The organism is Citrobacter sp. CK194, from assembly GCF_030333395.1.
GTDB lineage: Bacteria > Pseudomonadota > Gammaproteobacteria > Enterobacterales > Enterobacteriaceae > Citrobacter_B > Citrobacter_B koseri.
Genome location: NZ_JAOWGA010000013.1, coordinates 230711 through 244552 on the forward strand (window position 1 = coordinate 230711; position 13842 = coordinate 244552).

The 13842-nt window shown below is 54.1% G+C and carries 16 protein-coding genes; 12 read left to right on the forward strand and 4 right to left on the reverse strand.

Annotated features, from left to right (window positions below; genetic code table 11):
* Nucleotides 1-18: 18 nt before the first annotated feature.
* Both OGX80_RS03855 and acpH read right to left on the reverse strand, forming a co-directional pair.
* Entirely contained in the window at nt 19-621 is a 603-nt protein-coding gene (locus OGX80_RS03855; protein ID WP_115181916.1) for a peroxiredoxin, read from the reverse strand.
* Nucleotides 622-770: 149 nt separating this feature from the next.
* On the reverse strand, nt 771-1352 hold the full coding sequence (gene acpH / locus OGX80_RS03860; protein WP_049009713.1) for an ACP phosphodiesterase: 582 nt from the start codon (nt 1350-1352) through the stop codon (nt 771-773).
* A gap of 253 nt (nt 1353-1605) precedes the next feature.
* Between acpH and queA the strand changes: the two genes are divergently transcribed.
* From queA to yajD, 6 genes are all read left to right on the forward strand, one after another.
* Nucleotides 1606-2676 (forward strand): tRNA preQ1(34) S-adenosylmethionine ribosyltransferase-isomerase QueA, encoded by a 1071-nt coding sequence (queA, locus tag OGX80_RS03865; protein ID WP_012133575.1) that lies wholly within the window; start codon nt 1606-1608, stop codon nt 2674-2676.
* Between the two features lie 53 nt (nt 2677-2729).
* Nucleotides 2730-3857: a tRNA guanosine(34) transglycosylase Tgt gene (tgt, locus tag OGX80_RS03870; protein WP_012133574.1), complete on the forward strand. Its 1128-nt coding sequence runs from the start codon at nt 2730-2732 to the stop codon at nt 3855-3857.
* A gap of 22 nt (nt 3858-3879) precedes the next feature.
* On the forward strand, nt 3880-4212 hold the full coding sequence (gene yajC / locus OGX80_RS03875; protein ID WP_012133573.1) for a preprotein translocase subunit YajC: 333 nt from the start codon (nt 3880-3882) through the stop codon (nt 4210-4212).
* Nucleotides 4213-4239: 27 nt separating this feature from the next.
* Nucleotides 4240-6087, forward strand: coding sequence for a protein translocase subunit SecD (gene secD, locus OGX80_RS03880; protein WP_102987559.1), 1848 nt, complete (start codon nt 4240-4242; stop codon nt 6085-6087).
* A gap of 10 nt (nt 6088-6097) precedes the next feature.
* Entirely contained in the window at nt 6098-7069 is a 972-nt protein-coding gene (gene secF / locus OGX80_RS03885) for a protein translocase subunit SecF (protein ID WP_024130598.1), read from the forward strand.
* Nucleotides 7070-7234: 165 nt separating this feature from the next.
* Complete coding sequence (yajD, locus tag OGX80_RS03890) at nt 7235-7582, forward strand: HNH nuclease YajD (RefSeq protein ID WP_047458501.1); 348 nt, start codon at nt 7235-7237, stop codon at nt 7580-7582.
* Between the two features lie 76 nt (nt 7583-7658).
* Here yajD and OGX80_RS03895 read toward each other — a convergent pair whose 3' ends face one another.
* Together OGX80_RS03895 and OGX80_RS03900 are read right to left on the reverse strand one after the other, a co-directional pair.
* On the reverse strand, nt 7659-8513 hold the full coding sequence (locus OGX80_RS03895; protein WP_012133569.1) for a nucleoside-specific channel-forming protein Tsx: 855 nt from the start codon (nt 8511-8513) through the stop codon (nt 7659-7661).
* A 300-nt stretch (nt 8514-8813) separates the two neighbouring features.
* Nucleotides 8814-9353 carry a SadB/YajI family lipoprotein gene (locus tag OGX80_RS03900; protein ID WP_024130597.1) on the reverse strand — a complete coding sequence of 180 codons (540 nt, stop codon included), beginning with the start codon at nt 9351-9353 and terminating at the stop codon, nt 8814-8816.
* A 152-nt stretch (nt 9354-9505) separates the two neighbouring features.
* On the opposite strand from OGX80_RS03900, the gene nrdR reads away from it, so the two are divergent.
* The 6 genes from nrdR (at nt 9506) to pgpA (ending at nt 13603) form a co-directional block, all read left to right on the forward strand.
* Complete coding sequence (gene nrdR / locus OGX80_RS03905) at nt 9506-9955, forward strand: transcriptional regulator NrdR (RefSeq protein ID WP_012904816.1); 450 nt, start codon at nt 9506-9508, stop codon at nt 9953-9955.
* Between the two features lie 3 nt (nt 9956-9958).
* Nucleotides 9959-11062: a bifunctional diaminohydroxyphosphoribosylaminopyrimidine deaminase/5-amino-6-(5-phosphoribosylamino)uracil reductase RibD gene (gene ribD / locus OGX80_RS03910; protein WP_058668695.1), complete on the forward strand. Its 1104-nt coding sequence runs from the start codon at nt 9959-9961 to the stop codon at nt 11060-11062.
* Nucleotides 11063-11147: 85 nt separating this feature from the next.
* Entirely contained in the window at nt 11148-11618 is a 471-nt protein-coding gene (gene ribH / locus OGX80_RS03915; RefSeq protein ID WP_001021161.1) for a 6,7-dimethyl-8-ribityllumazine synthase, read from the forward strand.
* 19 nt (nt 11619-11637) lie between these two features.
* Nucleotides 11638-12057: a transcription antitermination factor NusB gene (gene nusB / locus OGX80_RS03920; protein ID WP_000801129.1), complete on the forward strand. Its 420-nt coding sequence runs from the start codon at nt 11638-11640 to the stop codon at nt 12055-12057.
* Nucleotides 12058-12132: 75 nt separating this feature from the next.
* Complete coding sequence (gene thiL / locus OGX80_RS03925) at nt 12133-13110, forward strand: thiamine-phosphate kinase (RefSeq protein WP_012133565.1); 978 nt, start codon at nt 12133-12135, stop codon at nt 13108-13110.
* The gene (pgpA, locus tag OGX80_RS03930; protein WP_115181915.1) at nt 13088-13603 is read left to right on the forward strand and encodes a phosphatidylglycerophosphatase A; all 516 of its coding nucleotides are present in this window, start codon (nt 13088-13090) and stop codon (nt 13601-13603) included. The genes thiL and pgpA overlap by 23 nt, the downstream gene beginning before the upstream one ends.
* Nucleotides 13604-13842: the final 239 nt, after the last annotated feature.

The following is a 13842-nucleotide window of genomic DNA, read 5'->3' on the forward strand; positions in this document are numbered from 1 at the left end:
TTTTTCAATTCGAGCCGATTACAGGCTGGCGACGTTTTCAGTCAGGTATTTTGCCACGCCGTCTGGAGAGGCGTTCATCCCTTCTTTGCCTTTTTCCCACTGTGCCGGGCACACTTCGCCGTGCTCTTCGTGGAACTGCAACGCGTCAACCATACGCAGCATTTCGTCGATGTTACGGCCCAGTGGCAGGTCGTTAACCACCTGGTGACGAACCACGCCGTTGGCGTCGATCAGGAAAGAACCGCGCAGGGCAACGCCCGCTTCCGGGTGTTCGATACCGTAGGCTTTCTGGATTTCACGCTTCACGTCAGCAACCATTGCGTATTTCACTGCACCGATGCCGCCTTTATCGACAGGGGTGTTACGCCATGCGTTGTGGACGAATTCAGAGTCAAAAGAAACGCCGACAACTTCTACGCCACGCGCCTGGAACTCTTCATAACGTTTGTCGAAAGCAATCAGTTCAGACGGGCAAACGAAGGTGAAGTCCATCGGCCAGAAGAACAGAACGGTTGTTTTGCCGTTGGTGTGCTGTTTGAAGTTGAAGTTTTCAACAATCTCACCGCTACCCAGTACGGCGGCTGCTGTGAAGTCCGGGGCCTGACGAGTAACCAGTACCATATAAATACTCCTGCAAAGTTAAGGGGTTTGGAACGCAACGCGGGCAAGTATAGGGAGGGGAAGAGGGCAACTCAACGCGGTGCTGACAATCAATGAGACAGGTTTCACCTATCAATTTTTTGCCTGATGGCGTTACGCTTATCAGGCAGCTAAAGCGACTTCTGACGCGCCTGCGCCATCATGCGCGGGTAGAAGCGCCAGAAGCGCGCTTCTAACGCATCGTAGTGCGCATCCAGATCGTACCAGGAGTCGCGCAGGGCATCGAGGCGTGGGCGGCGATTCGCCATCCCGTTGAGGACATTCTGGATAAAATCCATATCGCGATAACGCTCCAGCCACTTTTCCGACCACAGATAATCGTTCAGATTCACAAAACGCGGCGGCGAGTCGGGCAAAATAGTGCTGACCTGCGCATGGGCGTAGCCCACGAATGCCTGCAACGGGAAATCGGGAGATATTGTCGCCCAGTGGCGCGACAGGAAGTGGTCCCACATCACATCCAGAGTGATGGGGGCTACACGACGGGTTTCGCTGCGAAACCATTCCCGCGCTTCACGCACTTCCGGCAGATTATCGGTCATGACGTCAATCCGCCGATGCATATAAATCCCTTCCACCACGTCAGGGGGAAAATTCGCCTCCGGGTTTCCCCGAACAAAATCAGCCAGTAAATTGCCGGAAAGCGAGCTGTCGGCGAGATGCGCTAAGTGCAGGTGTGCAAGAAAATTCATATCCACTTCATCCTTCAAACTGCCTCTTTGTTGGCTGCGAGTTACTCGGCCCATCCCCGGGCCTCACCCCTGCGGGGCCGCTGCAAGCAGCGTTCAAATTCGTTCCTGACGAATTTGTCATTCAGTTGCCGCCTCGATGCATCCTGAATGATTTTGTCTATAGCTTATATCTCTTAACTTGAGGGGTAACGGTTGCAGGGAGCGCGCCCCGGCACTAGACTACCCGCCTCTTATTTTAGTCTGAGTCAGTGTCATGCGCGTTACCGATTTTTCCTTTGAATTACCCGAATCCCTGATTGCCCACTATCCGCAGCCTGAGCGCAGTCGTTGCCGCTTGCTGTCACTGGACGGGCCGACGGGCGCGCTGACGCACGGTACTTTCACCGATCTGCTCGATAAGCTCAACCCTGGCGATCTGCTGGTCTTTAATAATACCCGCGTCATCCCGGCGCGTCTGTTTGGCCGTAAAGCCAGCGGCGGTAAGATTGAAGTGCTGGTTGAGCGGATGCTGGATGACAAACGCATTCTGGCGCATATTCGCGCTTCCAAAGCGCCGAAACCGGGCGCGGAACTGCTGTTGGGCGATGACGAAAGCATTAACGCCACCATGACCGCGCGTCATGGCGCGCTGTTTGAAGTTGAGTTCAACGACGCGCGCCCGGTTCTGGAGATTCTCAACGCGATCGGCCATATGCCGCTGCCGCCGTACATCGACCGCCCGGATGAAGACGCCGACCGTGAGTTGTATCAGACGGTCTACAGTGAAAAACCGGGGGCCGTTGCCGCGCCAACCGCAGGTTTGCACTTTGACGATCCGCTGCTGGCCGCGCTGCGCGAAAAAGGCATTGAGATGGCGTTTGTGACGCTGCACGTCGGCGCGGGGACGTTCCAGCCGGTGCGTGTGGAGACCATTGAAGATCACATCATGCACTCGGAGTACGCCGAAGTCCCGCAGGAGGTGGTTGATGCGGTGCTGGCGGCAAAAGCGCGGGGCAATCGGATCATCGCGGTGGGCACCACCTCGGTACGCTCGCTGGAGAGTGCGGCGCAGGCGGCGAAAAACGACCTGATCGAACCGTTCTTCGGCGATACGCAAATCTTCATCTACCCAGGTTATCAATACAAAGTGATTGATGCGCTGGTGACCAATTTTCACCTGCCGGAATCGACGCTGATTATGCTGGTGTCCGCTTTTGCGGGTTATCAGCACACGATGAATGCGTACAAGGCTGCGGTAGAACAAAATTATCGCTTTTTTAGCTACGGGGACGCGATGTTTATCACGTACAATCCGCAGGCTTTGAATGAGCGTGTCGGGAAGTAGGTTCGCGGCACAGGTTTAAACGTCAGACTGTTTTTCTGGCGTATGGAGAGAAAATGAAATTCGAACTGGATACTACCGACGGACGCGCTCGCCGTGGCCGCCTGGTGTTTGATCGTGGCGTAGTGGAAACGCCTGCTTTTATGCCCGTCGGTACGTATGGCACCGTTAAAGGCATGACGCCGGAAGAAGTTGAAGCCACCGGCGCACAAATTATTCTCGGCAACACCTTCCACCTGTGGCTGCGCCCGGGTCAGGAAATCATGAAACTGCATGGCGATCTGCATGATTTCATGCAGTGGAAAGGCCCGATCCTGACGGACTCCGGCGGTTTCCAGGTGTTCAGCCTCGGCGATATTCGCAAGATCACCGAGCAAGGCGTGCATTTCCGCAACCCGATCAACGGCGATCCGATTTTCCTCGATCCTGAAAAATCCATGGAGATTCAGTACGATCTCGGTTCCGATATCGTCATGATTTTCGACGAATGTACGCCGTATCCGGCGGACTGGGATTATGCTAAACGCTCTATGGAGATGTCTTTACGCTGGGCGAAGCGTAGCCGCGACCGTTTTGATGGTTTGGGCAACAAAAATGCGCTTTTTGGCATCATTCAGGGCAGCGTTTACGAAGATTTACGCGATATCTCCGTCAAAGGTCTGGTAGAGATTGGCTTTGATGGCTACGCTGTCGGCGGTCTGGCTGTGGGTGAGCCGAAGGAAGACATGCACCGCATTCTGGAGCATGTCTGCCCGCAAATCCCGGCGGACAAACCTCGTTACCTGATGGGCGTCGGCAAACCGGAAGATCTGGTGGAAGGCGTGCGTCGCGGTATCGATATGTTTGACTGCGTTATGCCAACACGCAATGCCCGTAATGGTCACCTGTTCGTGACTGACGGCGTGGTGAAAATTCGTAATGCGAAGCATAAAAGCGACACCAGCCCGCTCGATGCCGAGTGTGATTGCTACACCTGTCGCAATTATTCGCGTGCCTACTTGCATCATCTCGACCGTTGCAACGAAATATTGGGCGCGCGACTCAACACGATTCATAACCTGCGTTACTACCAGCGTTTGATGGCGGGTTTACGCAAGGCTATTGAAGAGGGTAAATTAGAGAGCTTCGTGACCGATTTTTACCAACGTCAGGGTCGACCTGTTCCACCTTTGAACGTTGATTAATTTTAATAATGAGGGAAATTTAATGAGCTTTTTTATTTCTGATGCGGTAGCGGCAACAGGTGCTCCGGCGCAGGGCAGCCCGATGTCTCTGATTTTGATGCTGGTGGTGTTTGGTCTGATTTTCTACTTCATGATCCTGCGTCCACAGCAGAAGCGCACCAAAGAACACAAAAACCTGATGAGCTCCATCGCAAAAGGCGATGAAGTGCTGACTAACGGTGGCCTGGTGGGTCGTGTAACGAAAGTAGCGGAATCCGGCTACATCGTTATCGCGCTGAATGACACCACTGAAGTGGTTATCAAACGTGACTTCGTAGCTGCCGTTCTGCCGAAAGGCACTATGAAGGCGCTGTAATCTATTGTTTTCCCAAAGGGAACTGCCGTGTTAAACCGTTATCCTTTGTGGAAGTACATCATGCTGGTCGTCGTGATTGTCGTCGGCCTGCTTTACGCACTTCCCAACCTGTATGGTGAGGATCCGGCTGTTCAAATCACTGGCGCGCGCGGCGTCGCCGCCAGTGAGCAAACGCTGATCCAGGTCCAGAAAACGTTACAAGAAGAAAAAATTACCGCTAAGTCTGTGGCTCTGGAAGAGGGCGCTATTCTTGCGCGCTTCGACACCACCGACATCCAGCTGCGCGCCCGTGAAGCGCTGGTTGGCGTGCTAGGTGATAAATACGTCGTGGCGCTTAACCTTGCTCCGGCAACGCCTCGTTGGCTGGCGGCCATTAAAGCCGAGCCGATGAAACTTGGCCTTGACCTGCGTGGCGGCGTTCACTTCCTGATGGAAGTGGATATGGACACCGCGTTAGGTAAGCTTCAGGAGCAAAATATCGATAGCCTGCGCAGCGACCTGCGTGAAAAAGGCATTCCTTATACCACTGTTCGCAAAGAAGATAACTACGGTCTGAGCATCACGTTCCGCGATAACAAAGCGCGTGATGAAGCGATCTCTTATCTGAGCGGGCGTCACCGCGATCTGGTGATTACCAGCCAGGGCAATACGGCGCTGCGTGCGGTCATGTCTGATGCGCGTCTGAGCGAAGCGCGTGAATATGCCGTTCAGCAGAACATCAACATTCTGCGTAACCGTGTAAACCAATTGGGCGTGGCTGAGCCGGTTGTCCAGCGTCAGGGTGCGGATCGCATCGTCGTTGAGCTGCCGGGTATTCAGGATACCGCGCGTGCGAAAGAGATCCTGGGCGCTACCGCGACCCTCGAATTCCGTCTGGTAAACACCAACGTTGACCAGTCTGCGGCGGCATCCGGGCGCGTACCCGGTGACTCGGAAGTGAAACAGACGCGCGAAGGCCAGCCGGTTGTGCTGTACAAACGCGTGATCCTGACCGGTGACCATATCACCGACTCCACTTCCAGCCAGGACGAATACAACCAACCGCAGGTTAACATCTCGCTGGATAGCGCAGGTGGCAACATCATGTCTAACTTCACCAAAGACAATATCGGCAAGCCGATGGCGACCTTGTTTGTGGAGTACAAAGACAGCGGTAAGAAAGATGCCAACGGTCGTGCGGTACTGGTGAAGCAGGAAGAGGTGATCAACATCGCCAACATCCAGTCTCGCTTGGGCAACAGCTTCCGTATTACCGGTATCAACAACCCGAACGAAGCCCGCCAGCTCTCTCTGCTGCTGCGCGCCGGGGCGCTGATTGCGCCGATTCAGATTGTTGAAGAACGGACTATCGGCCCGACGCTGGGTATGCAGAACATCAAACAGGGCCTGGAAGCGTGTCTGGCCGGTCTGGTGGTCTCCATCCTGTTCATGATCTTCTTCTACAAGAAGTTCGGTCTGATTGCGACAAGCGCGCTGGTGGCCAACCTGGTATTGATTGTCGGTATCATGTCGCTGCTGCCGGGGGCCACGCTGAGTATGCCGGGGATTGCCGGTATCGTGCTAACCCTTGCGGTGGCGGTCGACGCCAACGTACTGATCAACGAACGTATTAAAGAAGAGTTGAGCAACGGGCGTACGGTTCAGCAGGCGATTGATGAAGGTTATAAAGGCGCGTTCAGTTCCATCTTCGATGCGAACATCACCACGCTGATTAAAGTCATCATCCTGTACGCAGTCGGCACCGGGGCAATTAAAGGGTTCGCGATTACTACCGGTATCGGTGTGGCAACGTCGATGTTTACCGCGATTGTCGGTACGCGTGCCATCGTAAACCTGTTGTATGGCGGCAAACGCATCAACAAGCTGTCAATCTGAGGAGTGCGATGTGGCACAGGAATATACTGTTGAACAATTGAACCACGGCCGTAAAGTCTATGACTTTATGCGCTGGGACTACTGGGCTTTCGGCATCTCTGGTTTCCTGCTGATTGCGGCCATCGTGGTGATGGGCGTGCGCGGTTTTAACTGGGGTCTCGATTTTACCGGTGGTACGGTTATCGAAATCACGCTGGAAAAACCGGCCGAAATGGACGTGATGCGCGATGCGCTGGAAAAAGCGGGCTTTGCTGAGCCGCTGTTGCAGAACTTCGGTAGCAGCCACGACATTATGGTGCGTATGCCGCCGACGGAAGGTGAAGACGGCGGTCAGGTGCTGGGTAGCAAGGTGCTGAGTGTCATTAACGAAGCCACCAGCCAGAACGCCGCCGTGAAGCGTATTGAGTTTGTCGGGCCGAGCGTGGGCGCCGATCTGGCGCAAACCGGTGCGATGGCGCTGATTGTCGCGCTGATCTCTATCCTCATTTATGTCGGTTTCCGCTTTGAGTGGCGACTGGCGGCGGGGGTGGTTATCGCGCTGGCGCACGACGTGATTATCACCTTAGGGATTCTGTCGTTGTTCCATATTGAGATCGACCTGACGATCGTTGCATCGTTGATGTCGGTTATCGGTTACTCGCTGAACGACAGTATCGTGGTATCTGACCGTATTCGTGAAAACTTCCGCAAAATTCGTCGCGGGACGCCTTACGAAATCTTTAACGTGTCGTTGACCCAGACGCTGCACCGTACGTTGATCACCTCCGGGACGACGTTAGTGGTGATTCTGATGCTGTACCTCTTCGGTGGTCCGGTACTGGAAGGCTTCTCTCTGACCATGCTGATCGGTGTTTCTATCGGTACGGCATCGTCGATCTACGTGGCCTCGGCGCTGGCGCTGAAGCTGGGCATGAAGCGCGAGCATATGTTGCAGCAGAAAGTTGAGAAAGAAGGGGCGGATCAGCCGTCTATTCTGCCTTAATCACGCAGTCACGTTATTACTGGAATCCCGGTCGCATGGCCGGGATTTTTTTATCGCTAAAAAAGCCTGTGGTTAAGCGGGCTTCTGCATCCTTCACGGGCAATGGGGTACGCAGAGTGTTAAACTTGCTCATAACCCTACATTCAACGCAGATACAGAGTCACTATGGCGATTATCCCTAAAAACTATACGCGGCTGGAAAACGGCTATCGTGAAAAGGCGCTCAAATTATTTCCGTGGGTATGCGGGCGATGTTCTCGCGAATTTGTTTACTCTAACCTGCGCGAATTAACCGTCCATCATATCGATCACGACCACACCAATAACCCGGAAGACGGCAGTAACTGGGAGTTGCTGTGTCTGTACTGTCACGATCATGAGCATTCGAAATATACCGAAGCCGATCAGTATGGCTCAACCGTTATTGCCGGGGAGGATGCGCAGAAAGATGTCGGCGCTGCGATGCATAACCCTTTCGCTAATCTGAAAGCGATGATGGATCAGAAGAAATAAAAAAGCACCGGCGCGTTGCGCGTTCGGTGCTCTTTCTGTGCCCGGCGCTGTGCTGGCCGGGCGGCAAATAAACCGCTTAGAAGTTGTAACCGACAACCAGGTAGCCACCCCAACCGGTAGCTTTAACCGTTTCGGATTGCCATACCGGCTGAGCGCCGTTTTCCCACTGTCCGCCGTTATGGAAGTAACGAGCCACCACAGAGTAGTGCCAGTGATCGTAGTTCAGCGCCAGGATGTGGCTGGATGCGATAGAGTTGCTGGTACGGTACTGAGAGTCGCCCAGATCGGAGCCCCAGTCAAAGTTAGTGAAACCGATGTAGCTCAGGTTACCGCCCCACAGCTCGGTGAGTGGCACGAAGTATTTCACTTTGAAACGGTAGCCGTCCCACTCGTTTTCGTTATCAGCCAGGTAGTTCTGCCACTGGTACTTCGCATAGACGTTCAGAGACAGGCTCATCGGCAGACCGGTTTCGATGTCAGTACCCAGACCCATGTACCAGGTGCTCTGACGGCCAGACTTGTTACGGCCCATGTCATAGATGTAGTTGTTAGCGAAATACCACTCTTTGAACGGGCCAAAGCTCAGGTCGGCTCCGGTCAGTTTGTCGATAGAGAAACGCGGTTCAATTTCCATGAACAGCGGGGAACCGTGGTTCCAGATACCCTTCGCGTTGGTGTTACCGCCGAAGAATACCGGCGCATCCATATAGCCGTAGAAATCGAACCAGTCTTTTTTCGCGAATGCTTCATATTCCAGATAGGTATCGTTACGGAGCTGCGGTCCGAAACGGGTATGGTAGCTGCCTACGACGTTAACGCTCTGGTGCCACCAGTCTGAAAGGTATTGCGGTTTGTCATTTTCTGCTGCGTTAACAGTAAAGGATGATGAGAGCGCCAGCACTGCACCGGCTGCAAGTAATGTTTTTTTCATATTGTATGCCACTGTTTGAAATCCCTTGAAGGGAATGAAAAAGGCGCAATTTGCGTTTCTAAATATTTCGTGTTTCTGCGGAGCCTATTATAGAAATCATTGCTCACAAAAATATGTCTTGTTTCACAGATCTATCATCTACGTAATCGATTGCGTTCACGTTTGCGTACTTTAAGCGCGGCGATTGTACTGACTTTCATGAATGTTGCCAACTTTTAGCAAAAATTGCGGTGATGTCAGAGGAGTAACAAAAAGCCGGGGAGGGATGTTGCGGAACGCACAAAACGCTCCGCCGGAGGTTTATTGATTAACAGGCTGGATATCGTGAACGCGGACAAAACCTAACTGGTCGGGCGTCAATCCGTTTAATTGTAACGGGATGTCCACATCGCTCGGCGCCAGGATGCTGGCCGGGGCGTTAATCAGTTGATTCTGGACATTCACTTCCTGATAGTTATCCGTGGTGCCCTGAATCTGCCCGTATTCGACAGTACCGCTAAACGCCGGTAACGGATCGTTGGACTCACCCTGAATGCGCAGCGTCACGCGTGTGCCGTCGGCATTGGGCGCGATATTCACCAGGGACATACGCAGCGTACCGATCTGACTGTTCAGGCGGGCAGGCGTTTTTGAACCCGGCAGCAGATAGACCCCGCTGGTGGATTTCGCATTCAACATATTTTGCTGAGTAATCTTCACGGTTTCCTGGTTTAACTGCGCCATTTCCGTATTCAGCGTGCTGACGCTTTGGTTCATCTGGCGAACTTCGCTCTGCTGCGCGCAGGCGCTCAGGCTAAAGAGGCTTCCCACCAGGAGAATTCTTAGGTAACGTCTTGTCATGTAGATTATTTCCTTCATGGTCGCGATACCCTAATGGTAGATCGCAAAGGGGCGTAAGGTATCGATCCTTTGTCTCAAAAGTGCTCCGCCTTTGTTGTCGCGCCAGTTCAGGGTAAAATAGATTTCTGTTAACCACCTGGTCAGGACGCCGTATGCATTGCCCATTCTGTTTCGCCGTAGACACTAAGGTTATTGACTCTCGTCTCGTGGGTGAGGGCTCTTCCGTACGCCGCCGTCGGCAGTGTCTGGTCTGTAATGAACGTTTCACTACCTTTGAAGTGGCAGAGCTTGTTATGCCGCGCGTAGTGAAAAGTAACGATGTGCGTGAACCTTTCAACGAAGAGAAGTTGCGCAGCGGTATGCTAAGAGCGCTGGAAAAACGCCCTGTCAGCTCTGATGACGTCGAAATGGCGTTGAATCACATCAAATCACAGCTGCGAGCCACCGGGGAACGCGAAGTTCCCAGCAAAATGATTGGCAACCTGGTGATGGAGCAACTGAAAAAGCTCGATAAAGTGGCTTACATCCGCTTTGCCTCCGTCTATCGGAGTTTCGAAGACATCAAAGAATTCGGCGAAGAGATTGCTCGCCTACAGGATTAAGCCATGCTGGATGAGTTTTACATGGCGCGTGCGCTGAAGCTGGCGCAGCGCGGGCGTTTCACCACGCACCCGAACCCGAATGTAGGCTGTGTGATCGTCAAAGATGGCGAAATCGTTGGCGAAGGCTACCATCATCGCGCGGGTGAACCGCATGCTGAAGTCCATGCGCTGCGTATGGCGGGAGACAAAGCCAAAGGCGCGACCGCGTATGTCACGCTTGAACCGTGCAGCCATCATGGCCGTACGCCGCCGTGCTGCGATGCGTTGATTGCCGCTGGCGTGGCGCGGGTCGTTGCGGCGATGCAGGACCCCAATCCGCAGGTCGCGGGACGTGGGCTGTACCGTTTGCAGCAGGCGGGGATCGACGTCAGCCACGGGCTGATGATGAGCGAAACGGAACAGCTGAACAAAGGTTTCCTCAAGCGGATGCGCACCGGCTTCCCGTATGTGCAGCTCAAGCTCGGCGCATCGCTGGATGGCCGCACGGCGATGGCCAGCGGTGAAAGCCAGTGGATTACCTCCCCGCAGGCGCGGCGCGATGTGCAGCGTTTACGGGCGCAAAGCCACGCGATTCTGACCAGCAGCGCGACGGTGCTGGCTGACGACCCGGCGTTAACGGTTCGCTGGCCTGAACTGGATGCCTCAACCCAGACTCTCTATCCGCAGGAAAACCTGCGTCAGCCGATTCGCATTGTCCTCGACAGCCAAAACCGCGTGACGCCGGAGCACCGTATTGTGCAGCAGCCGGGAGAAACCTGGTTTGCCCGTACACAGGACGATTCCCGCATCTGGCCTGAGACGGTTCGCAGCCTGCGGGTGCCGGAGCATAACGGTCATCTGGATCTGGTGGTGCTGATGATGCTGTTGGGTAAACAGCAGATTAACAGCATCTGGGTGGAGGCCGGGCCGGTGCTTGCGGGCGCGCTGTTGCAGGCGGGCGTGGTGGACGAGCTTATCGTCTATGTTGCGCCTAAACTGTTAGGAAGTGATGCGCGAGGATTATGTGTGCTGCCGGGGCTTGAGAAACTGAGCGAGGCACCCCATTTTAAATTCAACGAGATACGCCATGTAGGCCCGGATGTTTGCCTGCATTTGATTCCCGCGTAAAGGCTTCGAAATAGAGAAGCGGCGCGTCGAGTATTATGATAAAATCCGCCCCCCTGCGGGGCCATATCGAACCCGAAGGAAGAATATGAACATTATTGAAGCTAACGTTGCTACCCCGGACGCTCGCGTCGCCATCACCATTGCGCGTTTCAACAATTTTATCAATGACAGTCTGCTGGAAGGCGCGATTGACGCCCTGAAGCGTATTGGTCAGGTAAAAGATGAAAATATTACCGTGGTTTGGGTTCCTGGCGCGTATGAACTGCCGCTGGCGGCTGGCGCATTGGCAAAAACCGGTAAATATGACGCGGTGATTGCGCTGGGTACAGTGATTCGTGGCGGTACCGCGCACTTTGAATATGTGGCTGGCGGTGCAAGCAACGGCCTGGCGCACGTCGCCCAGGACAGCGAAATCCCGGTAGCCTTTGGTGTTCTGACCACTGAAAGTATTGAACAAGCTATCGAACGTGCTGGCACTAAAGCTGGCAACAAAGGTGCGGAAGCCGCACTGACCGCGCTTGAAATGATTAATGTATTGAAAGCCATCAAGGCCTGATTTTTGTAAGGGGAAATCCGTGAAACCTGCTGCTCGTCGCCGCGCTCGTGAGTGTGCCGTTCAGGCGCTCTACTCCTGGCAGTTGTCCCAGAACGACATCGCTGATGTTGAATACCAGTTCCTGGCGGAACAGGACGTAAAAGATGTCGACGTTCTGTATTTCCGTGAACTGCTGTCCGGGGTGGCGACTAACAGCGCGTACCTGGACGGATTGATGAAACCGTACCTGTCTCGTCTGCTGGAAGAGCTGGGTCAGGTAGAAAAAGCTGTGCTGCGTATTGCGCTGTTTGAACTGTCTAAACGTAGCGATGTGCCATATAAAGTGGCCATCAACGAAGCGATTGAACTGGCGAAGACCTTCGGTGCCGAAGACAGCCACAAGTTCGTCAACGGCGTACTGGACAAAGCAGCACCTGTGATTCGCCCCAACAAAAAGTAATCTCCAGGTCGGCTGGTGGCGGGATGTATTCCCGCTATCTCCGGCCTTTTCTTTTTTTCTGCTGAGGCATAACGTATGGCATGCGGCGAGTTCTCCCTGATTGCCCGTTATTTTGACCGTGTTAGAAGCTCTCGTCTCGACGTCGAAACCGGTATCGGTGACGATTGCGCTCTCCTGAATATTCCTGAAAAACAGACGCTGGCGATCAGTACCGATACGCTGGTGGCGGGCAACCATTTCCTGACTGATATCGATCCTGCCGATCTGGCCTGGAAAGCGCTGGCGGTTAACTTAAGCGATCTGGCGGCGATGGGGGCCGATCCGGCCTGGCTGACGCTGGCCCTGACGTTGCCGGACGTTGACGAAGCGTGGCTGGAAGCGTTTAGCGACAGCCTGTTTGACCTGCTGAATTACTACGATATGCAGCTGATTGGCGGCGACACCACGCGTGGGCCGCTGTCGATGACGCTGGGTATTCATGGCTATGTGCCCGTGGGACGCGCGCTCAAGCGTTCCGGGGCAAAACCTGGCGACAGGATTTACATCACCGGCACGCCGGGGGACAGCGCCGCTGGGCTGGCGATTTTACAGCATCGCTTACAGGTGGCGGATGCGAAAGACGCAGACTACTTGATTAAGCGGCACCTGCGCCCGACGCCGCGTATTTTGCAGGGGCAAGCCCTGCGCGACCTGGCGAATGCGGCGATCGATCTTTCCGATGGCCTGATTTCTGATTTGCGGCATATCGTTAACGCCAGCGGCTGTGGCGCGCGGGTGGATGTGGATGCGCTGCGGTATTCTGAGGCGGTTACCCGTCATGTTGATCCCGGGCAGGCGCTGCGCTGGGCGCTTTCCGGCGGTGAAGATTATGAATTATGCTTCACTGTACCGGAGTTGAACCGTGGCGCGCTGGATGTGGCGCTGGGGAATCTTGGCGTACCGTTTACCTGCATCGGACAAATGAGTGCGGATGTGGAAGGCATCAGCTTCATGCGTGACGGAAAGCCTGTCACTTTTGACTGGAAAGGATATGACCATTTTGCCACGCCATAAAGATGTTGCCAAAAGTCGGCTAAGCCTGCGTAATCCGTGGCACTTGCTGGCTACCGGGTTTGGCAGCGGCCTCAGCCCGATTATTCCGGGAACAATGGGGTCGTTAGCGGCGATCCCATTCTGGTATCTGATGACATTTCTGCCCTGGCAGCTCTACTCGCTGGTGGTGATGTTGGGGATCTGTATTGGCGTTTATCTTTGCCACCGAACGGCGAAGGATATGGGCGTTCACGATCACGGCAGTATTGTCTGGGATGAGTTTATCGGGATGTGGATCACCCTGATGGCGATCCCTACGATGGACTGGCAGTGGGTCGCCGCCGGATTTGTGATTTTCCGTATTCTGGATATGTGGAAACCCTGGCCGATTCGCTGGTTCGACCGTAACGTACACGGCGGAATGGGGATAATGGTTGACGATATCGTCGCAGGGGTTATTTCCGCCGGTCTGCTTTATTTCATCGGGCACCATTGGCCCATCGGGTTGTTTTAAACCTGTAGGCCCGATAAGCGTAGCGCCATCGGGCGTGGTATGGCCGGATGGCGGCATACATGCCTTATCCGGCCTACATGCTCATCGGGCAATATTATTTAAACCCGACCACCGGGTGCTGTTTATATGGCGTTTCCAGATCTCGTAGGCCTGATAAGCGTAGCGTCATCAAGCAATTATCTGTTTATTATCAGTCCCATAATTTACTCTTTTTTAATCTATATTCTATATAATTAATT

What these genes read in the sequence shown, in the direction of transcription:
- OGX80_RS03855 (WP_115181916.1), bottom strand. Translation starts at nt 621, where the DNA reads ATGGTACTGGTTACTCGTCAGGCCCCGGACTTCACAGCAGCCGCCGTA.
- acpH (WP_049009713.1), bottom strand. Translation starts at nt 1,352, where the DNA reads ATGAATTTTCTTGCACACCTGCACTTAGCGCATCTCGCCGACAGCTCG.
- queA (WP_012133575.1), top strand. Translation starts at nt 1,606, where the DNA reads ATGCGCGTTACCGATTTTTCCTTTGAATTACCCGAATCCCTGATTGCC.
- tgt (WP_012133574.1), top strand. Translation starts at nt 2,730, where the DNA reads ATGAAATTCGAACTGGATACTACCGACGGACGCGCTCGCCGTGGCCGC.
- yajC (WP_012133573.1), top strand. Translation starts at nt 3,880, where the DNA reads ATGAGCTTTTTTATTTCTGATGCGGTAGCGGCAACAGGTGCTCCGGCG.
- yajD (WP_047458501.1), top strand. Translation starts at nt 7,235, where the DNA reads ATGGCGATTATCCCTAAAAACTATACGCGGCTGGAAAACGGCTATCGT.
- OGX80_RS03895 (WP_012133569.1), bottom strand. Translation starts at nt 8,513, where the DNA reads ATGAAAAAAACATTACTTGCAGCCGGTGCAGTGCTGGCGCTCTCATCA.
- OGX80_RS03900 (WP_024130597.1), bottom strand. Translation starts at nt 9,353, where the DNA reads ATGACAAGACGTTACCTAAGAATTCTCCTGGTGGGAAGCCTCTTTAGC.
- nrdR (WP_012904816.1), top strand. Translation starts at nt 9,506, where the DNA reads ATGCATTGCCCATTCTGTTTCGCCGTAGACACTAAGGTTATTGACTCT.
- ribD (WP_058668695.1), top strand. Translation starts at nt 9,959, where the DNA reads ATGCTGGATGAGTTTTACATGGCGCGTGCGCTGAAGCTGGCGCAGCGC.
- ribH (WP_001021161.1), top strand. Translation starts at nt 11,148, where the DNA reads ATGAACATTATTGAAGCTAACGTTGCTACCCCGGACGCTCGCGTCGCC.
- thiL (WP_012133565.1), top strand. Translation starts at nt 12,133, where the DNA reads ATGGCATGCGGCGAGTTCTCCCTGATTGCCCGTTATTTTGACCGTGTT.
- pgpA (WP_115181915.1), top strand. Translation starts at nt 13,088, where the DNA reads ATGACCATTTTGCCACGCCATAAAGATGTTGCCAAAAGTCGGCTAAGC.